The organism is Nocardia sp. NPDC057353 (assembly GCF_042667085.1).
In the GTDB taxonomy this organism is placed as follows: domain Bacteria; phylum Actinomycetota; class Actinomycetes; order Mycobacteriales; family Mycobacteriaceae; genus Nocardia.
Genome location: NZ_JBHVAK010000017.1, coordinates 60858 through 85382, shown reverse-complemented (window position 1 = coordinate 85382; position 24525 = coordinate 60858). Strand labels below are relative to the sequence as shown.

24 protein-coding genes are annotated in these 24525 nt (G+C 70.2%); 10 read left to right on the top strand and 14 right to left on the bottom strand.

Annotated elements, in window-relative coordinates; all coding sequences use genetic code 11:
• Positions 1 to 17: 17 nt before the first annotated feature.
• Entirely contained in the window at positions 18 to 1421 is a 1404-nt protein-coding gene (gene lpdA, locus ACFUUZ_RS11590) for a dihydrolipoyl dehydrogenase (protein ID WP_378695071.1), read from the bottom strand.
• A gap of 101 nt (positions 1422 to 1522) precedes the next feature.
• Between lpdA and ACFUUZ_RS11585 the strand changes: the two genes are divergently transcribed.
• Positions 1523 to 3595, top strand: coding sequence for a prolyl oligopeptidase family protein (locus ACFUUZ_RS11585; protein WP_378695070.1), 2073 nt, complete (start codon positions 1523 to 1525; stop codon positions 3593 to 3595).
• A gap of 1 nt (position 3596) precedes the next feature.
• Here ACFUUZ_RS11585 and ACFUUZ_RS11580 read toward each other — a convergent pair whose 3' ends face one another.
• On the bottom strand, positions 3597 to 4460 hold the full coding sequence (locus tag ACFUUZ_RS11580; protein ID WP_378695068.1) for an alpha/beta fold hydrolase: 864 nt from the start codon (positions 4458 to 4460) through the stop codon (positions 3597 to 3599).
• A gap of 21 nt (positions 4461 to 4481) precedes the next feature.
• Positions 4482 to 5087: a TetR/AcrR family transcriptional regulator gene (locus ACFUUZ_RS11575; protein WP_378695066.1), complete on the bottom strand. Its 606-nt coding sequence runs from the start codon at positions 5085 to 5087 to the stop codon at positions 4482 to 4484.
• A gap of 329 nt (positions 5088 to 5416) precedes the next feature.
• Between ACFUUZ_RS11575 and ACFUUZ_RS11570 the strand changes: the two genes are divergently transcribed.
• Positions 5417 to 6106: a ZIP family metal transporter gene (locus ACFUUZ_RS11570; RefSeq protein WP_378695064.1), complete on the top strand. Its 690-nt coding sequence runs from the start codon at positions 5417 to 5419 to the stop codon at positions 6104 to 6106.
• Between the two features lie 45 nt (positions 6107 to 6151).
• Here the strand turns inward: ACFUUZ_RS11570 and ACFUUZ_RS11565 are convergent, their stop codons facing one another.
• Positions 6152 to 7069, bottom strand: a complete 918-nt coding sequence (locus ACFUUZ_RS11565; protein ID WP_378695062.1) for a phosphotransferase — start codon at positions 7067 to 7069, stop codon at positions 6152 to 6154.
• Positions 7066 to 8379, bottom strand: a complete 1314-nt coding sequence (locus ACFUUZ_RS11560; protein WP_378695060.1) for a multiprotein-bridging factor 1 family protein — start codon at positions 8377 to 8379, stop codon at positions 7066 to 7068. The genes ACFUUZ_RS11565 and ACFUUZ_RS11560 overlap by 4 nt, the downstream gene beginning before the upstream one ends.
• Before the next feature lie 125 nt (positions 8380 to 8504).
• Here ACFUUZ_RS11560 and ACFUUZ_RS11555 point away from each other — a divergent pair, with 125 nt between their 5' ends.
• Genes ACFUUZ_RS11555 through galE form a run of 5 tightly spaced genes read left to right on the top strand, consistent with a single transcriptional unit; the run spans position 8505 to position 12799 of the window.
• On the top strand, positions 8505 to 8972 hold the full coding sequence (locus ACFUUZ_RS11555) for a DNA-directed RNA polymerase subunit beta (RefSeq protein WP_378695058.1): 468 nt from the start codon (positions 8505 to 8507) through the stop codon (positions 8970 to 8972).
• 7 nt (positions 8973 to 8979) lie between these two features.
• Positions 8980 to 9414 (top strand): DUF4254 domain-containing protein, encoded by a 435-nt coding sequence (locus ACFUUZ_RS11550; protein WP_378695056.1) that lies wholly within the window; start codon positions 8980 to 8982, stop codon positions 9412 to 9414.
• Positions 9415 to 9463: 49 nt separating this feature from the next.
• Positions 9464 to 10774, top strand: coding sequence for a phosphomethylpyrimidine synthase ThiC (locus ACFUUZ_RS11545; protein WP_378695054.1), 1311 nt, complete (start codon positions 9464 to 9466; stop codon positions 10772 to 10774).
• A 4-nt stretch (positions 10775 to 10778) separates the two neighbouring features.
• Complete coding sequence (locus ACFUUZ_RS11540; RefSeq protein WP_378695052.1) at positions 10779 to 11822, top strand: hypothetical protein; 1044 nt, start codon at positions 10779 to 10781, stop codon at positions 11820 to 11822.
• Positions 11819 to 12799 (top strand): UDP-glucose 4-epimerase GalE, encoded by a 981-nt coding sequence (gene galE, locus ACFUUZ_RS11535; protein WP_378695050.1) that lies wholly within the window; start codon positions 11819 to 11821, stop codon positions 12797 to 12799. Before ACFUUZ_RS11540 ends, galE begins: the two co-directional genes overlap by 4 nt.
• 87 nt (positions 12800 to 12886) lie before the next feature.
• On the opposite strand, the gene groL is transcribed toward galE, so the two are convergent.
• Together groL and ACFUUZ_RS11525 are read right to left on the bottom strand one after the other, a co-directional pair.
• Positions 12887 to 14512, bottom strand: coding sequence for a chaperonin GroEL (gene groL / locus ACFUUZ_RS11530; protein WP_378695048.1), 1626 nt, complete (start codon positions 14510 to 14512; stop codon positions 12887 to 12889).
• A 207-nt stretch (positions 14513 to 14719) separates the two neighbouring features.
• A complete protein-coding gene (locus tag ACFUUZ_RS11525) occupies positions 14720 to 15034 on the bottom strand; it encodes a hypothetical protein (protein ID WP_378695046.1) in 315 nt (104 codons plus the stop codon).
• 83 nt (positions 15035 to 15117) lie between these two features.
• On the opposite strand from ACFUUZ_RS11525, the gene ACFUUZ_RS11520 reads away from it, so the two are divergent.
• Entirely contained in the window at positions 15118 to 15750 is a 633-nt protein-coding gene (locus ACFUUZ_RS11520) for a suppressor of fused domain protein (protein ID WP_378695044.1), read from the top strand.
• 23 nt (positions 15751 to 15773) lie between these two features.
• Positions 15774 to 17825, top strand: coding sequence for an NAD(+) synthase (locus ACFUUZ_RS11515; RefSeq protein ID WP_378695042.1), 2052 nt, complete (start codon positions 15774 to 15776; stop codon positions 17823 to 17825).
• On the opposite strand, the gene ACFUUZ_RS11510 is transcribed toward ACFUUZ_RS11515, so the two are convergent.
• The 6 genes from ACFUUZ_RS11510 to ACFUUZ_RS11485 form a co-directional block, all read right to left on the bottom strand.
• Positions 17822 to 18529 carry a Clp protease N-terminal domain-containing protein gene (locus ACFUUZ_RS11510; RefSeq protein ID WP_378695040.1) on the bottom strand — a complete coding sequence of 236 codons (708 nt, stop codon included), beginning with the start codon at positions 18527 to 18529 and terminating at the stop codon, positions 17822 to 17824. The genes ACFUUZ_RS11515 and ACFUUZ_RS11510 overlap by 4 nt on opposite strands.
• 49 nt (positions 18530 to 18578) lie before the next feature.
• The gene (locus ACFUUZ_RS11505) at positions 18579 to 19676 is read right to left on the bottom strand and encodes an NAD(P)/FAD-dependent oxidoreductase (protein ID WP_378695038.1); all 1098 of its coding nucleotides are present in this window, start codon (positions 19674 to 19676) and stop codon (positions 18579 to 18581) included.
• A 144-nt stretch (positions 19677 to 19820) separates the two neighbouring features.
• A complete protein-coding gene (locus tag ACFUUZ_RS11500; RefSeq protein WP_378695036.1) occupies positions 19821 to 20702 on the bottom strand; it encodes an RNA polymerase sigma-70 factor in 882 nt (293 codons plus the stop codon).
• 3 nt (positions 20703 to 20705) lie between these two features.
• Positions 20706 to 21533: a CDP-alcohol phosphatidyltransferase family protein gene (locus tag ACFUUZ_RS11495; protein ID WP_378695142.1), complete on the bottom strand. Its 828-nt coding sequence runs from the start codon at positions 21531 to 21533 to the stop codon at positions 20706 to 20708.
• A 59-nt stretch (positions 21534 to 21592) separates the two neighbouring features.
• Positions 21593 to 22306 (bottom strand): phosphatidylserine decarboxylase, encoded by a 714-nt coding sequence (locus tag ACFUUZ_RS11490; protein WP_378695034.1) that lies wholly within the window; start codon positions 22304 to 22306, stop codon positions 21593 to 21595.
• A 155-nt stretch (positions 22307 to 22461) separates the two neighbouring features.
• Positions 22462 to 22734 carry a GlsB/YeaQ/YmgE family stress response membrane protein gene (locus ACFUUZ_RS11485; RefSeq protein WP_378695032.1) on the bottom strand — a complete coding sequence of 91 codons (273 nt, stop codon included), beginning with the start codon at positions 22732 to 22734 and terminating at the stop codon, positions 22462 to 22464.
• A gap of 213 nt (positions 22735 to 22947) precedes the next feature.
• Here ACFUUZ_RS11485 and ACFUUZ_RS11480 point away from each other — a divergent pair, with 213 nt between their 5' ends.
• Positions 22948 to 23976 (top strand): beta-ketoacyl-ACP synthase III, encoded by a 1029-nt coding sequence (locus tag ACFUUZ_RS11480; protein WP_378695030.1) that lies wholly within the window; start codon positions 22948 to 22950, stop codon positions 23974 to 23976.
• A 42-nt stretch (positions 23977 to 24018) separates the two neighbouring features.
• Here the strand turns inward: ACFUUZ_RS11480 and ACFUUZ_RS11475 are convergent, their stop codons facing one another.
• Positions 24019 to 24474 carry an SRPBCC family protein gene (locus ACFUUZ_RS11475; protein ID WP_378695028.1) on the bottom strand — a complete coding sequence of 152 codons (456 nt, stop codon included), beginning with the start codon at positions 24472 to 24474 and terminating at the stop codon, positions 24019 to 24021.
• Positions 24475 to 24525 lie beyond the last annotated feature (51 nt).

Below are 24525 nucleotides of genomic sequence, written 5' to 3'. Positions count from 1 at the left end.
CGCCGAAGAAAAGCGGATCAGAAGTTGATCATGTGCCCCGCGAGCCCGTGGAACGCCTCCTGCAGCGCCTCGCTGAGCGTCGGGTGGGTGTGCACATTGCGGGTGAGCTCGTTGACCGTGAGGTCCCACTTCTGCGCCAGCGTCAGCTCGGGCAGCAGCTCGGAGACGTCGTGGCCGATGAGGTGCCCGCCGATGAGCTCGCCGTACTTCTTGTCCGAGATCAGCTTGACGAAGCCGGTCGGGTCGCCGAGGCCGTGCGCTTTGCCGTTCGCGGTGAGCGGGAAGGTGGCGACCTGCACGTCGTACCCCTCGTCGCGGGCCTGCGCCTCGGTGAGCCCGAAGCTGGCGACCTGCGGCTGACAGAAGGTGGCGCGCGGCATCATCCGGTAGTCGCCGAGCGGCAGGGTCGGCGCGCCCGCGATGGTCTCCGCGGCGACCACGCCCTGCGCCTCCGCGACGTGCGCCAGCTGCAGCTTGGCGGTGACGTCGCCGATGGCGTAGATGTGCGGCACGTTGGTGCGCATGACGTCGTCGATGGCGATGGCGCCGCGCTCGGTCAGCTCGACGCCGGTGTTCTCCAGGCCGTAACCCTCGACCCGGGGCGCGAAGCCGACGGCCTGCAGCACCTTGTCCACGGTGACGGTCTCCGTCGAGCCGCTCTTGTTGTCCTTGATCGTGACGGTGACCTTGGCGCCGTCGTCGTCGATGGACTGCACGGCGGCACCGGTGCTGATGGTGATGCCGAGCTTCTTGTACGCCTTGGTGATCTCCTTGGAGACGTCGGCGTCCTCGTTCGGCAGCGCGCGGTCCAGGAACTCCACGATGCGCACGTCCACGCCGTAGTTCTTGAGGACGTAGCCGAACTCCATGCCGATCGCGCCCGCACCCACGATGAGGATCGAGCCCGGCAGCTCCTTGGTGAGGATCTGCTCCTCGTAGGTCACCACGTTCTCGCTCAGCGAGGTGCCCGGCAGCAGCTTGGTGACGGTGCCGGTGGAGATGATGGCGTTGTCGAACGTGACCGTCTCGGTGCCGCCCTTCGACAGCTCCACCGAGATCGTGTTCGCGTCGGTGAAGGTGCCCTTCCCGTCGAACTCGTCGATCTTGTTCTTCTTCATCAGGAAGTGGACGCCCTTGACCCGGCCGTCCGCGACCTTGCGGCTGCGGTCGAACGCCGCGCCGAAGTCGAACGAGACATCCCCCGAGATGCCGAAGGTCTTCGCTTCCTTGGTGAAGATGTGGGCGAGTTCGGCGTTGCGCAGCAGCGCCTTCGACGGGATGCACCCGACGTTCAGGCACACACCGCCCCAGTATTTCTGCTCGACGATCGCTGTTCGCAGGCCGAGTTGAGCTGCGCGGATCGCGGCGACGTAACCGCCGGGACCAGCGCCGAGCACGACGACATCGTAGTGGGAAGTCACGGTATCGAGCCTAGTCCTGTCTGCGCGGTCCGGCCCAGCCACCCGGGAGCGAACGCCGCGCCGCCAGGCCCCGCGCCCGCCCCGTCCGCCACAATGTGGGGATGACCGGCAGCGTTGACCCCAGTGCAAGCGACCCCCACCTGTGGCTGGAGGAGGTCACCGACGAGGCCGTGCTGGACTGGGCGCGCGCCCGCAACGAGGTCACCGCCGAGCGTTTCGCCTCCTCGGACCGGTTCCACGGGCTGCAGCGCCGGATCCTGGACATGCTCGACACCGACGCCAAGATCGCCTTCCCGACCCGCCGCGGCCGCTGGCTCTACAACTTCTGGCGCGACGCCGCGCACCCGCGCGGGCTCTGGCGGCGCACCACCTTCGACGAGTACGCGGGCGGTTCGCCGGACTGGGAGGTGCTGATCGACCTGGACGCGGTCGCCGCCGCCGAGGACGAGAACTGGGTGTGGGCGGGCGCTGCAGTGCTGCGCCCGGAGCAGCACCGCGCGCTGATCAGCCTCTCCCGCGGCGGCGCCGACGCCAAGGTGGTGCGCGAGTTCGACATCACGGCCGGGCGCTTCGTCGCCCCGGCGGACGGCGGCTTCGCGCTGCCCGAGGCGAAGTCCAGGGTGAGCTGGATCGACCTGGACACCGTCTACGTCGGCACCGACTTCGGCCCCGGCTCGCTCACCGACTCCGGCTACCCGCGGGTCGTGAAGCGCTGGCACCGCGGCACGCCGCTGGACGCCGCGGTCACCGTCTTCGAGGGGGAGCCAGCCGACGTCTCGGTCGCGGCCGCGTACGACCGCACCCCCGGCTTCGAGCGGCACTACGTCGCCAGGGCCACCGACTTCTACAACGAGGAGGTGTCGCTGCTCGCGCCGGACGGCACTCGCACCCGGCTCGAGGTCCCCACCGACGCCGACGTCTCCTGGTACCGGGACTGGCTGCTGGTGCGGCTCAAGTCGCCGTGGCGGCCCGGCGCCACCGCGTTCCCGGCGGGCGCGCTGCTGGTCGCCGACTTCCCCGCCTTCCTGGCCGGCGGCCGCGAGTTCGAGGTGCTCTTCGACCCCGACCCGCACACCGCGCTGCACAACTACGGCTGGACCGAGAACCACCTGCTGCTGGTGACGCTGCACGACGTGCGCACCGAGCTGCACCTGCTCACGCCTGGCCCCGACGGCTGGCAGCGCAGCCCGCTGGCCGACACCCCGCCCATGTCGACCACCACCGTCATGAACCTGGACCGGCTGGAGTCCGGTGACGACTTCATGCTCGCCACCAGCAGCTTCACTACGCCGCCGACGCTGCTGGCCAGCTCGGTGGGGGGCGCGACCGTCGAGCTCGCCCGCGAGCCCGCGTTCTACGACGCCACCGGCATCGAGACCGAGCAGTTCTTCGCCACCTCGGAGGACGGCACCGCGGTGCCCTACTTCGTGATCCGCCACGTCGACCGGCGCGGCACCCCCGGCCCGACCGTGATGTACGGCTACGGCGGCTTCGAGAACTCCTACACCCCCGCCTACGCCGCCAGCGCGGGCGTCGGCTGGCTGGAGCGGGGCGGCACCTGGGTGGTCACCAATATCCGCGGCGGCGGCGAGTACGGCCCGGAGTGGCACACCTCGGTCCTCAAGGAGAACCGGCACCGGGTGTACGAGGACTTCGCCGCCATCGCCATGGACCTGGTCGCTCGCGGCATCACCACCGCCGACCAGCTCGGCGCGGTCGGCGGTAGCAACGGCGGGCTGCTGATGGGTGTCATGCTCACCCGCTACCCGGAGCTGTTCGGCGCCATCGTCTGCCGGGTGCCGCTGCTCGACATGAAGCGCTACCACCTGCTGCTCGCGGGCGCCTCCTGGGTGGCCGAGTACGGCGACCCGGACAAGCCGGAGGAGTGGGCGTACCTGAGCCGCTACTCGCCCTACCAGAACACCGACCCGGGGCGCGCCTACCCGCCGATCCTGCTCACCTCGTCCACCAGGGACGACCGGGTGCACCCGGGCCACGCGCGCAAGATGGCCGCGCTGCTCGAGGCGCAGGGCCACCCGGTCTGGTACCACGAGAACATCGAGGGCGGGCACGGCGGCGCGGCCGACAACAAGCAGTCGGCGTTCCAGGCGGCGCTCATGTACGAGTTCTTCGGCAGCATGCTGCGCGACGGCGAGAGCCCCGGTCGGGGCTGAGTCACCGGTCGCGCAGCCACTTCTCGACCCGGTCGACGGTGCTGCCGCACTCCTGAATCCAGCCGTTGTGGCCGAGCCGCTCCGGCTGGACCCAGGTCGTCACCTCGGCCGCGGGCAGCTTGCGCAGCAGGTGCGCGGCGGAGCCGGCCGGGGTGAGCTCGTCGCCGGTCATGGTGATGGAGAGGACCGGGAGCTTGAGCCTGCCGATCCGCTCCTCGTAGTCGATGTCCGCGCCCATCGGCACGAAGCGGCCGGTGCGGGCGAGCCGGGCCCAGTCCGAGATCAGCACCTTCGACTGCCTGCCGAACGCGGCCGCGCCGCCGAGCCGATCGCCGGGCCAGTACCCGGCGACGCCCGCGGTGAGCGCGACCGCCGCGGTGCCGAGCAGCATCCCGGGGCCGGAGAGGCCGCGGAAGCCGCGGTGGTACGGGGTGCCGGAGGCGACCAGGACCAGCCCGCCGAGCCTGCCCCTGACCCTGGCCGCGTAGAGCACCGCGAGCTGGCCGCCCATGCTGTGCCCGAGCAGGTACGGGGTGCTCTGCGGGAACCGGTTGCGGACCACCTGCAGGATCGCCGGGAAATCCACCGAGACCAGTTCGTGGTAGCCGTAGGCGCTGTCCGCGCTCGGCTCGGGGCGGCTGTCGCCGTTGCCGCGCAATTCGCCGATGGCGGTGTCGAATCCGCGCGCGGCGAGGTCGCGGGCGACGGCCGCGTAGTAGCCGCCGGGCACGCCGAGGCCGGGCACGATCACCACCACGGGGCGCGGCGCGTCCGGCGTCACCGGGTGCCGGTGCGCGCCGGAGGCGCCGAGCAGCCGCACCGGGACGGTGGACCCGTCGGGCATCTGGATCGGAACGGTCTCCATGCGCGCACGCTACCGCGCTGCTCAGGCGCGGACGGCCCCGAGGATAACCCGGCTCAGCACCGCGATGACGTCGTCCAGCGGGGGGCGCGGGTCGGCGCCGCTCCAGGCGTCGACCACGTAGTTGACCGCGCCGATCACCGCCAGCACCCGCATGTCGTAGTCCCCGGCGGGCACCTCGCCGCTGCCCGCCGCCGACTCCACCGCCTCGGCCAGCATGGCGCCCCAGACCCGGCGCAGCTCCAGCCGGAACTTCTCCACCTTCGGCCCGGCACCGACCACCTCGACCAGCGCCACCCTGGCCCGGCGCGGGTCGGTGCCGATCGACTCGATGTAGGCGCGGGTGGCGGCGTCGATGCGCACGATCGCGCCCGCATCACCGGTCACCGCAAGGGCTTTGGCGACCGCGTCCCTGCACTCGCGGTCGATTTGTTCATAAAGTTCCAACAGCAGTGACTCGCGACCGCTGAACTCCTCGTAGAACTGCCGCGAGGAGAGCCCGGCGTCCTTACAGATCGCCCCCACCGAACTGTTGGCGTACCCGTCCCTGGCGAATACCGTCAGGCCCGATTCCAGAAAACGCGCGCGCCGTTGCCGTTGCCGGTCCTCGACGGGCTGTCCGGCATACATACGCCCAGTATTCGCATCCTGTGACATCGCCGCAGACAATACAGAAGGGCCCGATCCCCTCGTCATGGATCAGGCCCTTCCCCCGAACCTCCGGCGAACCGCGCGTTAGCCGGAAGTTGGCAGTGTGACAGCTAATCCATGTGCCTCCCGAACAGCGTGGGTCCCTGCCGTTTGCTGCTCAGAGGTTACGCAACCGGGCGGAATTTCGGGGCGGATTTTGACGGAGTTTCTTAGATTTTTTTCGGAAGGATGCGGGGGTAATGCCGGTGCGGTTCTTCCGGCGCGAATGCGAGCCCGGCGAAATAGGTCCGGCTCCCTAGGCTGAGCGGATGGGAACCGCACTGCTCTTCGGACTCGGCACCGCGGTGCCGTTGGTGCTCGGCGCATTCGTCGGGCTGCGCTGGTCGCTCCCGAAACAGGTACTCGCGACGCTCATGGCGTTCGGCGCCGGAACCATGATCGCCGCGGTCTCCGAAGAACTCTTCGGGCCCGCCTTCGCCCAGGCGGGGGTCGGCGTCGCCGGGCTCGCGCTCTTCGCGGGCGCCGGGCTGTACGTCGGGGCCAACCACCTGCTGGAGACGAAACTCGGGGCGAGCGCCGTCGGCTGGGCGCTCATGCTCGGCACCGTGCTGGACGGGGTTCCGGAGAACACCGCGCTCGGCGTCACGCTCGCCGAGTCCGGCGGGCTGGTGCTGCTCGTCGCCATCGCGGTCGGCAATGTCCCCGAGGCGATCAGCGGCTCCGCCCTGCTGCGCCGGGACAAGAACTTCCCGCCCCGCCGCGCCCTCCTGCTCTGGACCGCCACCGGCCTCGTCCTGGTCGCCGTCACCGTCGCCGGAAACCTGCTCTCCGACAGCCTCTCTCCCACCAGCATCAGCACCGTCCAGGCGTTCGCGGGCGGCGCCACCATCGCCGTCCTCGCCGACTCCCTCATGCCGGAGGCGTACCGCGAGGGCGGTTGGTGGGTCGGGCTCGCCACCGCCGCGGGCTTCCTGGTCGCCTTCGTGCTCGGGGGTTAGTTGCTCCTCGCAGACGACCGAGCTCGGTTATGAACATCCTTCGAGTCAGGTGTACTGGCTCCAGGACCCGGTCTCGTCCCCGCTGAGGATGCCTTCGACCCGCTGCCGAAGTCGTGCTGCGTGGTCCGGCGAGGCCGCCGCACGGCGAAGCGGGCCGCCGAGCTGCACCAAGTCTCGCATTCGCCGCAGAGCGTGGTATCCGCGCGGGAATTTTCGCAGGTCATAGCCGTACTCATGGATGAAACTCGCGATCCATTCCGCGTCGCGACCGTAGCGGATGGCGGCGTGCCAGGTCGGGATCAGGTCGACTTCGAGCGGACCGATGCTGGTCCAGTCCCAGTCGCCGAGAATGGGCACGCACTCGCCGGCAGCTGCGCGCCAGAGCAGGTTTCCCGCCCAGGCATCACCGTGCAGCAGGCCTGCACCGAGGGGCCAATCGATAGAGGTCATGTCGTGGCGCACCTCCTCGACCAGCTCCAGCAGTCGCTGCTGCTCGTCCTCGCGCAGGTGTTCGAAATCGAGGCAAGAATCGGTCAGCGCGGTGTGCAGCGACTCGAGCGGCACCCATCGCGGAAGTTGCACACCATCGGGCACCGGGGTGGCGTGTAGTCGGCGCAGCAATGTACCGAGTTCCCGTGAGGTCGGTGCCGGTTTTCCCGGCGGCTGCGGGTAGTAGGTCCAGAAGCTGACATCGTGCCCGTCGACGACGACCGGCGGTGCGCTCGGGAGCGGTGCAGTGGCCCCGAATCCGTTCCGGACCAGCGCCTCGGTGAGCGCGCGGGTGCGCAGTGCGCGGGGAAGGTTTGCTGCGCCGGTCGAAATTCTCGCGACAGCGTGCTGGTCGGGCAGAAAGAACACGGCGTTGCTGGAGTGGTGGATGAGCTGCGCTCCGGCTGCGGACAAGCCACGGATGGCACAAGCGGTGTGGAGCGTTTCGTGGAGGCCGGTGGGAGCGGTCGTCATCCGATCGGGACCATGGCCTCGGCGAACTGATGCTCGACCTGCCGCACAAGGTCTCGCTCGGCGTGCGGGGCGAGCCGGCGGCGCACGGTGTTGATGGCATCGAGTCCGCGGCTGCTGACGACCGCACTGGCCGCGGGCAGCGCGTCGATGAGGACCCGCGCCGCCTGATCGATGTCGGCTCGAGCGGGATCTACCATGTGCGAGCCGGCAAGCGTGGAGGCGGCGAGAACGCGTCGCCGGTCCATCTCGCCGGTTGCGCCGAGCACGAGCGGAGCGTGGTGCTGTACGCCACGCGCGTCGCCGCAATCGGCAGCGACATACATGGCTTCGGCGGCGAGCTGTTCGTGGGTGAAGAACCGTATCCAGGCCGGTTCATCGTCGGGGTGTGCATGGTCGAGTTGACGCTGGGCATCGGTGAGAGCCCGCGCGGCAGCGGCTGGGTCACCGGCCAGGGCGTGTGCGCGCGCGAGTAGTGCGCTGCTGCGCGCTGTGGTTGATGGTGAGCCGGATCGTCGTGCCGTTCCGACGGCGGTTTCGGCGAGGGTGATCGCGTCGGCTCGGCGGCCGGTGTGATGCGCCTGCATGGCCATGTCGGCGAGGATATGTGCACCGAGAGCGTGGTTGCCTGCCGCCTTGGCCAGCGCGAGGGCGGCCCGGTACCACGAGAACGCGGCGGACTGCCTGGCCGTATCGAACGACATGAAGCCGGCCAGATCAGCCAGCCGCGCGCTGACGGTGTGCAGCTCGCCACCGATCGCGGCGTCGTAGGTGCCGTGCAGGGCCGGCGCGACGGTACTGGCAAGGAACTCGGTGAGGGCGTCGCGGGCGTAGCCACCCCCGAGCCTGCGGTCGGCGGCGGTGAGCGTGTCGCACATCGACCACATGATCACGATGTCGGCGCTGCCGACGCGGCGCCGGGTATTTCCGGTCTGGCTGATCGTAGGAACTTCGCCACTTCGCCACTCATGAAGCAGATCGGGCAGGGCCAGGGCGCCCCAAGGATTGTCCGGAAGCAGCACCTCGGCCTCGGCGGCGGTATCGGCGCCGGCGTTCGCCGCGGACTGCTCCATTCGCCGCCACATGCGTTCCAGCGCACCGCCGGTGTCGAGCGCGCTATCGAACCGCTGGGCAAGTTCGAGGTGGGCCGCGCGTTCGGCCTTCTCGATTTTACCGATGAGCGAGCCGCTATCGGAGGTGAGCGCACCCAACGCGGCCTGGGACAGGCCGCGAAGGAGGCGCCAGTGCCGCAACTCGGCACCGAAGACCTGCTGCGGTGTCTCGACAGAAAGCTCACGCATTTGTTGCGGCATCTCCTGTCCCCCTTGTGATTCAGAGTCTGATGCGGACAGATTTCTGTCCGCATCCAAGCTCTTCGTCAAGCGTAAGCCGCCGCGCAGACTCAACCGTAGTGAGTCGACAGAAGTAGGGGGCTGCGATGGAACGGGCAAAGGTCGAGGCGGCACTGCAAAGCACCCGGTTTTACCGGATGACCTGCGGTTTGCCCGCCTTGGTTCAGGCGATGTCCATCGACAGAATCGTGGTGAAGGCCGGGTCGATTATGGGGATCACGATGCCCGGTTCATTGGGCGAGGCGGTCGCACTCGATATGACTGCGGAGGCGCGCGCGGTCGGCGCGATCGTGGGCCACCACCGCTCCGGCCGGTGGACGTTCATCGTTCGCTCGGATCTGCCGACCGATGAATATGAGCGCCTGTTCCCGGAGCTTTTCCGGATGGATGTATGGCTGGTGCGCGACGGTGCCGAGATCGCCCTTCCGGTCTCGCCCACCGACGTATTCCGGTTCTGGGTCGGTACCGAGCCGCCACGCGACACCTTCCGTCCCGCCGCCTCGGTCGTTCTGGAGTCCGTTCATCGAGTTCGGAAGTCGAACCATGCGCGGTGATTCCACCGTGGACGTCCTTCCGACAGGGCACGAGCTCAGCGCCGCGATACTCGGCGGTCACCGTGTCGAACATCCGCTCATCAGCTTTGCCTGTGCATTGGCGAAGCTGCACCGGAAGCGCTGGCGCGGCACCGAACAGGTGGTGGCGGCACATCGCCGCCAGGCCGTGCTCGATGCGATCGACTTGTGGATGGCGACCAACGTCGGCAGCACCACTGCCCTTCAGGCGGGCTCGCTCATCGACGAGATGACTCGCGCCGGAGCGCGCGCTCGCTACCTGCTGGCCACCGCTGATCCTGCCAGCGAGACGGTGCACGCCGCGTGGACCGCGGCAGCAGCCCTGGCTGACCAGTGGTCGGAGCTTGCAGTGCACGTGACCGTCCCTTACGCCTGTTCGACGCGATGGCGCTCGGTCCAGCCGACGCACACCGGACCTCGATGATGTTCAGCCCCTCTCCCCGCATTCCCTCTCGATCGAAAGGTGTCTCATCATGCTCGATTCGGCCAACGACCAACAATTCATCGCTACCTGCAACCGCGAGGGAATCGGAGTCGACTTCGCCGCTGCCGCGGTCGCCAACGGCACGATGGTGTTCTTGCGGTCCAACGACTCGCGCGTCCAGGACGGCTACGTCCCCATCCTGGTCGGCGCGGGGACGCGCCGGAAGGTCACCGCGCTGATCGGCCTCGGCCCGCGCGAGACCAACCGAGCCGCCATCGTCGACAGCATGGCGGTGATCACCGCGGCGGGTCCCGACGCGGTGATCGACCTGACCACGAATCCCGAGGGGATCGCGCTGCGGCGTGAACTCAAGGAAGTCGTCGGCGTTCCACTTGGATGCTGCTTGACCTACGACCTCTTCGCCCAGCCCCGCAGAAGGCTCGGCCGGGCGGAGTTCCTGGAGCGCTTCGAACTCGGCTTGGACTCAGGGGTCGACTTCGTGCTGATCCACGCCGGAATCAACCCTGAGTTGGCGCGGCTGAGCGAACAGTCGAACCGCATCATGCCCACGACCTCGCGTGGGGGTGGCCTGATTGCCCGCTATATGCGATTGCACAACACGGAATCACCTCTGCACGAATACTTCGACGGCATCCTCGAGATCTGCCGCCGCCGCGGCGTCGTGCTCGACCTGGGTGACATCTTCCGGCCCGGCGCCACCGCCGACGCCGGAGACGACCTGAAATGGCGCGAGATCGAGCTGCTCGCCGTCCTGCGCCGTCAGGCCCTCGACGCCGGTGTTCAGGTGTTGTGCGAGGCGGGCGGCCACATTCCGCTGCACCGTATCGCTGAGCTCATCCCCGCCTACAAGGAAGCGCTGGGAGGTGCTCCGCTGTGGCTGGCCGGCCCCATGGTCGTGGACAACGCGGTCACCTTGGATTCGATCGTCAACACCATCGGCGTGGCGACCGCCGGTGCCCATGGCGGCGACATGTTCGCCAGCATCACCCAGGTGGAGCACTACCTGATGCCCACCGGCGTCGACACTGCCGAAGCGATCCGGAACGTGAAGGTAGCGATAACCGCGCTGGAACTGGGGCGAGGGAACGCCGACGAGGCCGCGCGCCAGCGCGCCATCTCGGTGGCTCGGCGGGCCAACGACTGGGAGGTCCAGGCCACCCACGCGATGTATCCCGGTTTGGCGAGTAACGCGTTCATCGCTGCGGGCCTGAAACCCGGCGCCCCGTGCACGATCTGCGGATCGTTGTGCCCGCACCTGACCGCGAAGAAGGACCGGGAGGAAGCCCCGGTCCCAGCGGCTGAAACCGTTTCGCTGCCGCTCACCATTTCGGATCGCTGAGCCCATGACCACCGACAGCGTCGCAGCCCTTACGGACACGATCACCCGCCGACTTCCCGACGCCGCCTGCCTCTCCGCCACCGCGAGCGAGGTCGCTGGCAACCTGCTCGCCATCGGGCGCTGTATTCCCGAGAGCGATTGGCTGATCCTGGGCGGATCCATGGCCCGCGGCGAGCCGACCTGGATCCACCACCACGGCAGCCGACTTCTCATCAGCGACCTCGACCTGCTCTACGTCCACTCCGGTCCCGCGCCCAGCTTGCCGATCGGACAGCTGCGGATCATGGCCGAAAGGCGCTTCTCCACCGTCGACATCATGGTGCTGTCGCTGGACCAGTACCGGATTCTGGGCACCTCCCTCGGCTACGATTTCAAGAACCTCGGTATCGACCTTTCGGGCAGCGGGCTGCCCAGCCACGCCCCCGTCCGACTCGACGATCGCGACGCCTACGAGATCCTGCTGTACTACGTACAGGCCTACTACTGGCATGGGCTCAACGAGAAGTGGCAGGCCGGGCTCGACACCACCCAATTTCATCTTCTGGTCAACCGCATGTGCATGAAGGTCTTGCGTGCTACCGGAATGCTCGACGGCGCCTACGCCCACCACGACCTCGCCACCATGGCCCCGCACCTCGCCGAGCAGATGCGCGATGAATTGCACTGGCGCGCCGTCCCCGCTCGGATGCCGATGAACCCCGGTCGGTTCTGGCACTACGTCCACCAAGCCTTCCGGCGCTTCGACTACGCCTTCGGTGGTTCCAGGCCCGACGCAGTGCGGCTGAGCCGGTACGCGGTGACCAGCAGCGGACAGGTGATCGCTCGCCATCACCGAGTCGCCAACGACCTCGCGCGAGAAGCCGCCGCGGCGTGGGTGTCCAATCCCTGTGTCGACGATCTCGCTACGGTGGAGCGAGCGATCTGGTCGCGCGTCACAGGCTGGACCGGGAGCAGTCTTTCACCCGGACCCGCCGCCTACTTTGCGAAGCACCGAAGCGACATCCATGACCACCTCCTCGCGATGAAAGTGCAGGCGACAGCCATATGAAAATCCTCGTCACCGGTGGCGCAGGCTATGTCGGCGCCACCGTGACCCGGCTTCTGCTCGACGCCGGGCACCACGTCGAGATCGTCGACGATCTCTCCCGCAACGACCACCGCCAGATTCCCACTGGTGCGACCTTCCACGAGTTGCGCGTTCAGGATGTCGCCCGGGTGCTCACCCCGGGATCGGGGTTCGACGCCGTCCTCCATTTCGCGGGGCTCATCGCGGCCGGTGAGTCCATGGCGCACCCCCACTGGCACTGGGACAACAACACTGCCGCCTCCCTCGTCCTGCTCGACGCCATTCGCGAGGCGGAGGTGCCACGCCTGGTGTTTTCTTCCACAGCCGCGGTGTATGGCGAGCCCGACGAAGTCCCTATCACCGAGACCGCTGCGACGAACCCGGTCAACACTTACGGCGACACCAAGTTGGCCGTCGACCGGGCAATCGCCTCGATCACCCGCGCCGGCGACACGCTGGGCGCGATCAGCCTGCGCTACTTCAACGTCGCGGGGGCGCATCGCTGCCTCGACGGGTCGATGATCGGCGAGCGACACTCCCCCGAGACCCACCTCATCCCGCTCGCGCTCCAGGCGGCCGCCGGGGAGCGGGAGAAATTCTCGCTGTTCGGCACGGACTACCCGACTCAGGACGGCACCTGCGTTCGCGACTACATTCACGTCACCGACCTGGCGCAAGCCCATCTCCTGGCCCTCGCTGCAATCGAGTTGGGCGAGCACCGAATCTACAATCTTGGCAACGGCCGCGGTTTCTCCAATCGGCAGGTCGTCGACGCTGTCCGCGAGGTCACCGGTCTCGACTTCGAGATCGAGGTGGCTCCCCGACGCCCCGGCGACCCCGCCGTCCTCTTCGCCTCATCCGAACTCGCACAACGCGAACTCGGGTGGAAGCCCGAGCACGTCGATATCGCCGAGATCGTCGCCGACGCATGGGCGTTTCTGCAACAGCAGCCCTGCTGACAACTGGTCCGCGTTCGACCGGCCACGAAAATGCCGGAAGCCGGCCCACCCGAGGGTGGACCGGCTTCCGGTGTGAGACAGGCGGACTCAGAAGTCCATGCCGCCCATGCCACCGGTCGGGTCGCCAGCGGGAGCCGCGGCCTTCTCCGGCTTGTCGGCGACGACGGCCTCGGTGGTGAGGAACAGCGCCGCGATGGACGCCGCGTTCTGCAGCGCCGAGCGGGTGACCTTGACCGGGTCGGCGACGCCTGCGGCCAGCAGGTCCTCGTACTCGCCCGAGTCGGCGTTCAGGCCGTGGCCCGCGGAGAGGTTCGAGACCTTCTCCGCGACGACGCCGGGCTCGAGGCCCGCGTTGAAGGCGATCTGCTTCAGCGGGGCCGAGAGCGCGACGCGGACGATGTTCGCGCCGGTGGCCTCGTCACCGGTCAGGGACAGCGCCTCCAGCGCGGGGGCGGCCTGCAGCAGGGCGACGCCGCCACCGGCGACGATGCCCTCCTCGACGGCGGCCTTCGCGTTGCGGACGGCATCCTCGATGCGGTGCTTGCGCTCCTTGAGCTCGACCTCGGTGGCCGCGCCCGCCTTGATCACCGCGACGCCACCGGCCAGCTTGGCCAGCCGCTCCTGCAGCTTCTCGCGGTCGTAGTCGGAGTCCGAGTTCTCGATCTCGGTGCGGATCTGCGCGACCCGGCCCTTGATCGCCTCGGCGTCACCGGCGCCCTCGACGATGGTGGTCTCGTCCTTGGTCACCACGACCTTGCGGGCCTGGCCGAGCAGCTCGATGCCGGCGGTCTCCAGGGAGAGCCCGACCTCTTCGCTGATGACCTCGCCACCGGTCAGGATGGCGATGTCGGCGAGCTGCGCCTTGCGGCGGTCGCCGAAGCCGGGGGCCTTCACGGCGACCGACTTGAAGGTGCCGCGGATCTTGTTCACGACCAGGGTCGACAGGGCCTCGCCCTCGACGTCCTCGGCGATGATCAGCAGCGGCTTGCCGGCCTGGATGACCTTCTCCAGCAGCGGAAGCAGATCCTTCACGGTGGAGATCTTGGAGCCGACCAGCAGCAGGTACGGGTCCTCGAGGACCGCTTCCTGACGCTCCGGGTCGGTCACGAAGTAACCGGAGATGTAGCCCTTGTCGAAGCGCATGCCCTCGGTCAGCTCCAGCTGGAGCCCGAAGGTGTTGCTCTCCTCGACGGTGATGACGCCTTCCTTGCCGACCTTGTCCATGGCCTCGGCGATCAGCTCACCGATGGACGCGTCGCCCGCCGAGATACCGGCGGTGGCGGCGATCTGCTCCTTGGTCTCGACCTCCTTGGCGGTGTCGAGCAGCTTGGCGGTGACGGCCTCGACGGCCTTCTCGATGCCGCGCTTCAGGCCCAGCGGGTTCGCGCCGGCCGCGACGTTGCGCAGGCCCTCGCGCACCAGCGCCTGAGCCAGGACGGTGGCGGTGGTGGTGCCGTCGCCCGCGACGTCGTCCGTCTTCTTGGCGACTTCCTTGACCAGCTCGGCGCCGATCTTCTCGTACGGGTCCTCGAGCTCGATCTCCTTGGCGATGGAGACACCATCGTTGGTGATCGTGGGGGCGCCCCACTTCTTCTCCAGGACGACGTTGCGGCCCTTGGGGCCCAGCGTCACCTTGACCGCGTCGGCGAGGCTGTTGAGGCCACGCTCGAGACCGCGACGGGCCTCTTCGTCGTACGCAATTGTCTTGGCCATTGCGTTGAGATCCTCCATGTGGATGGCTGACACACAGGACGATCCCATGTCGGGTCGCCCCATTTACGCTGGCCAGGTTCGGTGCCCGCGACGGACGACCGAGGGTGTCGAGGTACCCGGTCTCACCGTCCCGACCTGGCACTCGCCTGTGGTGAGTGCCAACGCCATTTCTAGCACTCGAGCATGCCGAGTGCAAGGTTACCGGGTTCAGCCGGGGTAGCCGGGGATCCACTGCCGGTCGTCGATACGCAGCAGCAGCGCCACGAAGGCGTCCACCCGGCGCTGCTCCGGGTCGCGCGGCTCCTCGTTCTCCGTGGTGACCAGCTCGGCGTCGTGCAGCAGCAGCTCGGCCTCCACCCGCATGATCGCCCGGATGAAGGGCGGGGCGACCTCCGGCGGCAGGTCACCGTTGACGATGTACTCGCCGTCGGGGCCGGATTCGGTCGACACATAGGTCAGCGCGCGGACCAGATCCGCTCGCCGCTCCCCCGCCACCAGGTCGGAATCCGGTTCATCCGCCATTGCTATATCTTATCCGGACCCGACCGGAATGCCCGTTCGCCCGCGCGGCGGCCGGTACCCGGCGTCCCGCCTACAGTGGCGAGGTGAGTGAAACACCCGGCCGCGCCGATGTCACCGGGGCACTGACGCGGCTCTACGCGGACGCCGTTCCGGTGTACTGGGCGGGCGATAACCCCTGGTCAGCAGGGGGTACCGAGCCGCTGGACGGCATCTCCGCGTACCGCCGCAGCGCCCCGATGCCGCACTGGCACTACGTGACGCACGGCCTCTCCGGGCTCTTCGAGCACGGGCAGCGCTTCGAGTTCACCATGCGGACGCTGAGTAGCCCGGAGGCGACCGAGCCGCCGCAGTGGCCGGTGGACTTCCTGCAGAACCTGAGCCATTTCGTATTCCAGTCCGGGGAGTGGTTCGAGCCGGGCGACGCGGTGAAGTCGGCGGTGCCGCTCGGCGGGGCGGGGTCCGCGCTGCGCGCCGCTGGCTTCGTGAACGACCCCGAGCTCGGCACCGTCGGCGGGCTGATGTTCCTGCAGATCGTCGGGTTGACCACCGCCGAGTACCGCACCGCGCGCGGCCGCGACCTGCTCGACCTGCTGGCGAAGCTGGAGCCGCGGCTGCCGCTCTACGTCACCGACGTGGCCAGGGATTCGCTGGTGCCGGAGCCGCCGCCCGCGGCGCGCTGGCCGCGCTGGGGCGGGGGCCTGGCGGGCAGGCCGTGACGGCGCCGGGAAAGATGATCTCCATGACGCTGCCGTTCGACTCGCTGTACCGGCACGGTTTCGCGCGGGTGGCCGTCGCGGTGCCGACCCTGCGGGTGGCCGACCCCGCCTTCAATGCCGCACGCACGATCGAGCTGGCCCGCGCCGCCGCGGCCGACGGCACGGTGCTCACCGTCTTCCCCGAGCTCGGCCTCTCCAGCTACACCGCCGACGACCTGTTCCACCAGGACGCGCTCGACCTGGCGGTGCGGCAGGCGCTGGCCGACATCGTCGAGGCCAGCCGCGAGATCGCCACGGTGCTGGTGGTCGGCGCCCCGGTGCGCGCCCAGGGCAGGCTGTTCAACTGCGGGATCGTGATCGCGGACGGCGCGGTGCTCGGCGCGGTGCCGAAGAGCTACCTGCCGAACTACCGCGAGTTCTACGAGAAGCGGCAGTTCGCGGCGGCCCGCGAGGTGCTCGCCGACACCGTCGAGATCGCCGGGCAGGAGGTCCCCTTCGGCGCCGACCTGCTCTTCCCGACGAACGTCGACGGCTTCACCTTCCACCTGGAGATCTGCGAGGACGGCTGGGTGCCGCTGCCGCCGAGCGGCTTCGCCGCGCTGGCCGGTGCCACCGTGCTGGTCAACCTCTCGGCCAGCAATATCGTCGTCGGCAAGGCCGACTACCGGCGCGCGCTCTGCACCGGGCACTCGGCCCGCTACCTCGCCGCCTACCTGTACTCGGCGGCGGGCACCGGCGAGTCCACCACCGACATGGCCTGGGACGGGCAGGCGCTGGTCTGCGAGAACGGCGACCTGCTCGCCGAGGGCGAGCGCTTCGCCGACCACCCCCGGCTGGTCACCGCCGACCTGGACCTGCAGCGGCTGGCCGCGGACCGGGTGCGCACGACCAGCTTCGCGGACAATGTGCACGACCACCGGGAGCGGCTGAGCCGGTTCCGGAAGGTGCCGGTCGCCCTACCGGTTCCCGAGGCGGCCGTGCAGCTGCGCCGGGAGATCCCGCGCTTCCCGTACGTCCCCGCCGACCCGGCGGCGCGCAACGAGCGCTGCGCCGAGGTGCACCACATCCAGGTCGAGGGGTTGAGCACCCGGCTGCGCGCGGCGGGCGCGCAGCGGCTGGTGATCGGCGTCTCCGGCGGGCTCGACTCCACCCAGGCGCTGATCGTCGCGGCCAAGACCATGGACCGACTCGGGCTGCCGCGCACCAATGTGCTGGCCTACACCATGCCCGGCTTCGCCACCAGCACCAGGACCAAGACCGACGCGCACCGGCTGATGGCCGCGCTCGGCGTCACCGCGCACGAGATCGATATCCGGCCGTCGGCCGAGCAGATGCTGCGCGACCTGGGCCACCCCGCCGCGGACGGGGCGCCGCAGTACGACGTCACCTACGAGAACGTGCAGGCGGGCGAGCGCACCTCGCACCTGTTCCGGCTGGCGAACATGCACGACGCGCTGGTGGTCGGCACCGGCGACCTGAGCGAGCTGGCCCAGGGCTGGTGCACGTTCGGCGTCGGCGACCACATGGCGCACTACAGCGTGAACGCCTCGGTGCCCAAGACGCTGATCCGCTACCTCATCGCCTGGGCCGCCGAGACCGGGCAGTTCGGGGCCGAGGCGAACGCGGCGCTGATCTCCATCCTGGCCACCGAGATCTCCCCCGAGCTGGTGCCGTCGGCCGACGGGGACGAGGCGCCCGGCCAGAGCTCCGAGGCCACCGTCGGTCCCTACGAACTCCAGGATCTGCACCTCTACCAGCTACTCCGGTTCGGCTACCGGCCCAGCCGGATCGCCTATCTCGCGCACGCGGCCTGGTCGGACCGGGCCAGGGGGCGCTGGCCCGACCTCATCCCGGAGGACCAGCGCAACGAGTACGACCTGGCCACGATCAAGCACTGGCTCCGGCTCTTCCTGCGCCGCTTCGTGCAGACCAGCCAGTTCAAGCGCTCCACGCTGCCGAACGCGCCGAAGGTCGGCTCCGGCGGCTCGCTCTCGCCGCGCGGCGACTGGCGGGCGCCGAGCGACGCGGTGGCGACGGCCTGGCTGGACGAGCTGGAGCGCAACGTCCCGGATTAGCCGCCGAGCCCGGCCAGGATCTCGACCAGGTGCGCCTCCACCCGCGCCTTCTCCAACCCGAGCCCGCTGAGCACGCCGGTGCCGTTCTCCTGCTCCAGCAGCGCGAGCAGCAGGTGCTCGGTGCCGACGTAGTTGTGGCCGAGCCGGACCGCCTCGCGGAAGGTCAGCTCCAGCGCCTTCTTGGCGTCGGGGTCGAAGGGGATGAGCGGCGGAACCTCCGCGCCGGAGGGTGCGGGGAGCGCGGCCGCCGCGGCGGCGGCGACGGCGTCCAGGGTGACGCCCTGGGTCTCGATCTCCTTCGCGGCGAGCGCGTCCGGCTCGGTGAGCAGCCCGAGCACCAGGTGCGGCGGGCCGATCAGGGTGTGGCCGGAGTTGCGCGCCGCCTCCTGCGAGGCGGCGACGGCGCTGCGGGCGCGCGGGGTGAAGCGGGCGAAGCCCGCGGCCGGGTCGAGCCCCGCGTCCTCCGGGCCCTTGGGCACGAACCGCTTCTGCGCGGCCTGCTTGCTGACGCCCATGCTGGCGCCGATATCGGTCCACGAGGCACCGGAGCGCCTGGCCTGGTCGACGAAGTGGCCGATCAGGTGATCGGCCACCTCGCCGAGCGTCCCCGCAGTGACCACCGCGTCGGAGAGCTGGTCGAGGACATTGTCGGGACGGGCCTTCTTGATGCCGTCGATCAGGTCGTCGAGTCGTACGTTCGTCATGCGTCAACCATAGGTTGACGCAGCGCGCACGTCAACCGTCGGTTGACGATCAGAGCCCGGCGGGCAGCCCCGCCTGCCTGGCGGCGAACCGCACGATCCGCTCCTTGAGCCAGGCCCCCGGCCTGCCGGTGACCACGATCCGGGCGGGCGAGTCATCGGCGTGCACCCGGTGCAGCAGGCCGTCGCCGCGGCCCAGGCTGTAGCACTGCACCTGGTAGCGGAAGCGGAACTCGCGCGGCTCGGCGCCGCGGGCCCGCGCGCCGATGGCGGTGGCGGCGTAGGCGCCCTGCGGCAGCGCGGTGGCGCAGGCCATGCGGAGCTGCCTGCCGTCCGGGCCCGCGGTGGCGGCGGCGTCGCCGATGGCGTAGACGTCGGGGTGCGAGAGCGAGCGCAGGGTGGCGTCGGTGCGCACCCGGCCGAAGCCGTCCACCGCGAGCCCGGCCGCCGCGGCCAGCGGCGGCACCCGGAAACCGGTGGTCCAGAGCACGGCGTCGCCCGCGACCTCGGTGCCGTCGGCCAGCCGGACCCCGGCGGCGGTCACCGCGGTGACCTTGGCATCGGTGCGCACCTCGACACCGAGCCGGTCCAGCACCTTGCGCACGTGCGCGCGGGCCTTCGGCGAGAGCGGGGCCAGCGGCTCGTCCGCGCCGAGCAGCAGCACCCGCAGGTCGGGGCGGGTCTCGGCGAGCTCGGTGGCCAGCTCGACGCCGGTCGCGCCCGCGCCGATCACCAGGGCCAGGCCGGTCGGCGGGGCGGCGTCGGCGAGATCCTCCGGGGTGGCGACGGCCAGCGCGTGCTCGGCCGCGCCCGGCACGTCCGCGGTGCCCGCCGCCGAGCCGAGCGCGTAGACGAGGGTGTCGTAGGGCAGCGCGGTGCCGTCGGTCAGCCGGACCTCGTGCGCCTCGAGATCGATGGCGGCGGCGGTCCCGTGCACGAAGCGGATCTTCCTGCGGCCGAGCACCTCGGCGAGGTCCCACTCCGGGATGGCCTGCCCGGCGGCGCGCTGGTGCAGCCGGACCCGCTCGACGAAGCGGGCGCGGGCGTCGAGCACGGTGATCTCCGCGCCGGGGACGGTGCGGACCAGCTTGTTGGCGGCGACGAGTCCGGCGTAGCCCGCGCCGAGCACGAGGATGCGGCGAGTGGTCATGATGTGGCTCCTTCGGCAGAGCTGCGGGATACCCCGCACCCCGGGCCGGTCGCGCGGTGCGGCACCGCGGCGGCCGCTCCGGGCCTGACACCCTTCAGACCGGGTAGCCGCCGCCGAGCTGACAGTTCCCGGCTGTGAAGCCGGTCACCGGAAGCGGGTGAGCTTCGCCGGGTTCAGCACGAAGGAGAGCGCGACCAGCCGCGGGCCGTCCGGGAAGTCGCCGAACTCCGGCACGACGACCACGTAGACCGCGCCGTCCACCCTGGCCAGCAGCCCGGCCGAGCCATTGACCTCCGCGGCCTCCAGGGAGAAGCCCGCGGGAGCGCGCCGGACCAGCCCGAGCAGGAACGCCGAGACCTTGTCCACGCCGGTGACCGGGCGTCGGGCCGCGCTGACCACGCCGCCGCCGTCCGAGGTGGCGACCACGTCGGCGGCGAGCAGCGCGCGCAAGCCCGCCACGTCACCATCGCCCGCCGCGGCCAGGAAACGCTCCAGCAGCTCCCTGGCGCGCTCCACCGAGACCTCGAAGCGGCCGCGGCCCTCGCGCACCCGGACGCTCGCGCGCGAGTAGATCTGCTGCGAGTTCGCCTCGGAGAGCTCGAGCATGGCGGCGATCTCGCGGTGCGGGTAGCCGAAGGCCTCGCGCAGCACGAAGACCGCGCGCTCCACCGGGTTCAGCCGCTCCAGCGCGGCGAGCAGGGCCAGCGAGACCAGCTCGCGCTGCTGCGCCGTCTCCAGCGGGCCGAGGTCGGTGTCCGGGGTCGGGACCGGCTCGGGGAGCCACGGGCCGACGTAGCTCTCCCGCCTGGCCCGCGCCGAGACCAACCAGGAGCGGCAGAGGTTCACCGTGACCGTGGTGAGCCAGGCCTCGGCGTTGCGGATCTCGGCGGTCTCGGCCGCGGCCCAGCGCAGGTAGGTCTCCTGCACCGCGTCCTCGGCCTCGCTCACGCTGCCGAGCATCCGGTAGGCGAGCGCGAAGAGCCGCGGCCGCTGTCGCAGGAAATCGTCCAGCGCCGGCTCCGGCACGGGTCAGCGCTGCCGCTGGTCGTTGCCGCCGGGCCTGCGCAGCCGCAGCCTGGCGCTGGAGATGCCGGGGCGCGGCAGGCTCGGCCTGCGCCGGGCCGCGCGGCGCTGCGCCCTGCGCTCGGCGGGCTTGTCCTGCCAGGTCTCCGGCCGCGCCGCGACCCAGCGCTGCGAGCGCCAGGCGAACGGGATGTGCACCAGGTAGAGCCCGATCAGCACCAGCAGCAGCACGATCGGGAAGGTGACCAGGGCGGCCGCCGCGATCGCCACCAGCACCAGCAGCGCCGCCGCGGCCTGCGGCGCCACCCGCACCGACTTCATGGCCAGCGTCGGGATGGTGCTCACGCAGAGCAGCGCGGAGAACACGGTCCAGGCCGCGACCTCGTAGAACCCGACCCACCAGCCGTCACCGAACTGCTCGAGCAGCGCGATCGGGGTGAGCGCGATGAGCGCGCCCGCGGGCGCGGGAACGCCGACGAAGTACTCCCGCGACCACTCCGGCCTGGTGTCGTCGTCCATCAGGGTGTTGAACCGGGCCAGCCGCAGCACGATGCTCACCGCGAAGAGCAGCGCCACGATCCAGCCCGCGCTGTACTCGTCGAGCAGCGCCACGTAGAGCACCAGCGCGGGGGCGACGCCGAAGGAGATGGCGTCGGAGAGCGAGTCCAGCTCGGCGCCGATCTTGGTGGTGGCGTCGAGCATCCGCGCCAGCCTGCCGTCCAGGGTGTCGAAGACCGCGGCGGCGCCGACCATGGCCAGCGCCGTCGACAGCTCGCCGTCCAGCCCGAACTTGACCGCCGAGAGCCCGGAGCAGAGCGCCAGGATGGTGACCATGCTCGGCAGCAGCCGGACGCTGCGCCTGCGGCGGCCCTCGGTGGGGTGCGCCTGCGCGATCACGACAGGACGGCGAGGACGGTCTCGCCGCCGATGGTGCGCTGGCCGGGCAGCACCAGCAGGTCGGTGCCCGCGGGGAAGTAGGTGTCGACCCGGGAGCCGAAGCGGATCAGGCCGTAGGTGTCGCCGATGGTCAGCACGTCGCCCGCGCGGGCCTCGTTGACGATCCGGCGGGCGATCAGCCCGGCGATCTGCACCACGACGACGGTCCTGCCGTCGGTGGTCTCCAGCACCATGCCGGTGCGCTCGTTCACCGAGCTGGCCTCGGGCAGGTCGGCGGAGCGGAACTGGCCCGGCTGGTGCACGACGGTGCGAACGGTGCCGGAGACCGGAACGCGCTGCACGTGCACGTCGAGCACCGAGAGGAAGATGCTGACCCGGGGCAGCGGGGCGTCGCCGAGGCCGAGCTCCGGCGGCGGGACGGCGGAGTCGACCAGCGCGACCTCGCCGTCGGCGGCGGCGACGACCGCGCCCCTGATGTTCGGCGGCACCCGGTACGGGTGCCGGAAGAAGCCCGCGCAGGCCGCGGCCGTCAGCAGCCCGGCCCGGCGCACCCAGCGCCGCTTGCGGCCGAGCGCCGCCACCGCGAGCGGGGCCGCGACGAAGGGCAGCCCGGCGGGGTGTAGCGGGGGGATCGAGGACCGGATCAGGTCGGCGATGTGGCCGGGTCCGGTGGTCTCGGGGGTGCCGGACGGGGTCGGGCGGCGTGCCACGGGCTCCTCTTTCGGTTTCGGGTACGGGCACCACACCTTACGCCGACGCGACCCCGCGATCGTGGCCGGTGCCGGGCATATCCCCGGCAAACGGGCGGGCAGGCGAGATCGGCGCCGCCCCGAGCGCGGGCGGCGCCGATCGGTTCGGGCCTCGATCAGCCGACGCGGCGGCGACCGGTGACCGTGGTGACCAGGAACAGCAGGATGACCGCGCCGCCGAGGCAGGTCAGGAAGCTGAAGATGAGGCCGCCGCCCTCGACGTCGACCCCGAACAGCTTCAGCAGGAAGCCGCCGATGAGGCCGCCGATGACACCGACGACGATATTGAGCAGGATCCCCTGCTGCGCGTCCGTCTTCATGAACTTGCTGGCGATCCAGCCGGCCAGGCCGCCGATGATGATCCAGCCGATGATCCCGAGACCGAGCATTGTGTCCTCGCTTGCTAGTGGGGGGCGCGCCGCTCCGAGCCATCGACGCGCTGCTCATCGGATACCCCCGGTCGAGGGGAATACGCACGCGTGTCACAGGGGCGGGATAATATGAGGAAGCCTCATGTCCACCGTGCCGGACAACACCCGGCAACGCTGGACGGCAACCACCGACGCCACCCGCCGGCTCGGCCGTGGGGACAGGAGACGCACATGGTCGCTCGAATCGCACAGACGACCGGAGTGGAGCACACCGCCATCCTCGGGCTCGGGGTGTACCGGCCCGCGCGCATCGTCACGAACGACGAGGTCGCGGGGCCGATCGACTCCAGCGACGAATGGATCCGCACCCGCTCCGGCATCCGCACCCGCCGCTTCGCCGACGCCTCGGAGACCGTGCAGAGCATGAGCGTCGCGGCCGCGAAGGGCGCGCTGGAATCGGCGGGGGTCGCCGTCGACCAGGTGGACACCGTCATCGTGGCGACCTCGACGCACCTGCTGCTCACCCCGGCCGCGGCCCCGCAGATAGCCACCGAGCTGGGGATGAACGGCGCCGCGGCCTTCGACATCTCGGCGGGCTGCGCCGGCTTCTGTCACGCGCTCGCGCTCGCCTCGGACCTGGTGCGGGCGGGCACCGCGGGGCACGTGCTCGTGGTCGGGGTGGAGAAGCTGACCGACACCATCAACATGAAGGACCGCTCCACCGCGTTCCTCTTCGCCGACGGTGCGGGCGCGGTGGTGGTCGGCCCGGCCGAGGAGCAGGGCATCGGCCCGACCGTGTGGGGCTCGGACGGCACCCAGAGCCACGCCATCCGGCAGGACAAGGACTGGCTGGAGTTCTTCGCCGAGATCGAGGAGAAGGGGCTCGACGCGGTACGCCCCTACCTGACCATGGAGGGGACGGCGGTCTTCCGCTGGGCCGCGCACTCGCTGGAGAAGGTCTGCCGGGACGCCATCGACCGCGCCGGGCTCGCCACCGACGACCTCGACGCCATGATCCCGCACCAGGCCAACGGCCGGATCATCGAGATCATGGCGCGGGTGCTCAAGCTGCCGGAGAACTGCGCGCTGGCCAACGACATCGAGGAGACCGGGAACACCTCGGCCGCCTCGATCCCGCTCGCCATGGAGCAGCTGCTGCGCACCGGGCAGTCGAAGCCGGGCGACACCGCGCTGCTCATCGCCTTCGGCGCCGGGCTGTCCTACGCCGCCCAGGTGGTCACGCTGCCGAACTGGGGCTGACGCGCACGCGGCCCGAGCCGAGCGCCCGGGCCGCGGTGCGGGTCAGGCCAGGGTCTCGACGGCCGCTTTGATCCCGGCCAGCGTGTGCTTCATCCCCTCTTCCAGCTTGACCTCGAACGACTCCTCGCCGCCGAGCACCGCCTTGATGGCGTTGCGGGAGAAGGCCGTGGTGCCGTCGGACATGTCCCTGGTCTGCGTGAGCCGGGTGCCGGTGGCGGTGGGCTCCAGGGTGAAACGCCAGGTGCTGCGGTTCTCGGTGACCTTGAAGGCGAACTCGCGGTTCGGCTCGAAGGCCACGATGCGCGAGGTGGTCGGCCAGTACTTCCAGCCGTCCCGGTTCAGGTTGACGGTCCAGGTGCCCGGCTTCAGCGCGCCGAGCGGCTGCATCCGCACGCACTGCGGGCTGAACTCCGGGATCCGCTTGGGATCGGCCACGACGGCCCAGACGCGCTCCGGCGGGGCGATGATGTCGACGGTCGCTTCCAGATTCTTCGGCAACGCTGCCTCCTGTTCGCGGTACTGACGGGTACAGCAATTCTAGTCGGGCGC

Excerpts from the sequence above, each read along its gene's own strand:
- ACFUUZ_RS11525 (WP_378695046.1), bottom strand. The coding sequence starts at position 15,034 with ATGGCGGATGAACCGGATTCCGACCTGGTGGCGGGGGAGCGGCGAGCG.
- ACFUUZ_RS11545 (WP_378695054.1), top strand. The coding sequence starts at position 9,464 with ATGCTCGATTCGGCCAACGACCAACAATTCATCGCTACCTGCAACCGC.
- ACFUUZ_RS11480 (WP_378695030.1), top strand. The coding sequence starts at position 22,948 with ATGGTCGCTCGAATCGCACAGACGACCGGAGTGGAGCACACCGCCATC.
- ACFUUZ_RS11570 (WP_378695064.1), top strand. The coding sequence starts at position 5,417 with ATGGGAACCGCACTGCTCTTCGGACTCGGCACCGCGGTGCCGTTGGTG.
- ACFUUZ_RS11575 (WP_378695066.1), bottom strand. The coding sequence starts at position 5,087 with ATGTATGCCGGACAGCCCGTCGAGGACCGGCAACGGCAACGGCGCGCG.
- ACFUUZ_RS11495 (WP_378695142.1), bottom strand. The coding sequence starts at position 21,533 with ATGGTCACCATCCTGGCGCTCTGCTCCGGGCTCTCGGCGGTCAAGTTC.
- ACFUUZ_RS11515 (WP_378695042.1), top strand. The coding sequence starts at position 15,774 with ATGACGCTGCCGTTCGACTCGCTGTACCGGCACGGTTTCGCGCGGGTG.
- ACFUUZ_RS11510 (WP_378695040.1), bottom strand. The coding sequence starts at position 18,529 with ATGACGAACGTACGACTCGACGACCTGATCGACGGCATCAAGAAGGCC.
- ACFUUZ_RS11555 (WP_378695058.1), top strand. The coding sequence starts at position 8,505 with ATGGAACGGGCAAAGGTCGAGGCGGCACTGCAAAGCACCCGGTTTTAC.
- ACFUUZ_RS11580 (WP_378695068.1), bottom strand. The coding sequence starts at position 4,460 with ATGGAGACCGTTCCGATCCAGATGCCCGACGGGTCCACCGTCCCGGTG.
- groL (WP_378695048.1), bottom strand. The coding sequence starts at position 14,512 with ATGGCCAAGACAATTGCGTACGACGAAGAGGCCCGTCGCGGTCTCGAG.
- ACFUUZ_RS11565 (WP_378695062.1), bottom strand. The coding sequence starts at position 7,069 with ATGACGACCGCTCCCACCGGCCTCCACGAAACGCTCCACACCGCTTGT.
- ACFUUZ_RS11560 (WP_378695060.1), bottom strand. The coding sequence starts at position 8,379 with ATGCCGCAACAAATGCGTGAGCTTTCTGTCGAGACACCGCAGCAGGTC.
- ACFUUZ_RS11505 (WP_378695038.1), bottom strand. The coding sequence starts at position 19,676 with ATGACCACTCGCCGCATCCTCGTGCTCGGCGCGGGCTACGCCGGACTC.
- ACFUUZ_RS11540 (WP_378695052.1), top strand. The coding sequence starts at position 10,779 with ATGACCACCGACAGCGTCGCAGCCCTTACGGACACGATCACCCGCCGA.
- ACFUUZ_RS11485 (WP_378695032.1), bottom strand. The coding sequence starts at position 22,734 with ATGCTCGGTCTCGGGATCATCGGCTGGATCATCATCGGCGGCCTGGCC.
- ACFUUZ_RS11585 (WP_378695070.1), top strand. The coding sequence starts at position 1,523 with ATGACCGGCAGCGTTGACCCCAGTGCAAGCGACCCCCACCTGTGGCTG.
- galE (WP_378695050.1), top strand. The coding sequence starts at position 11,819 with ATGAAAATCCTCGTCACCGGTGGCGCAGGCTATGTCGGCGCCACCGTG.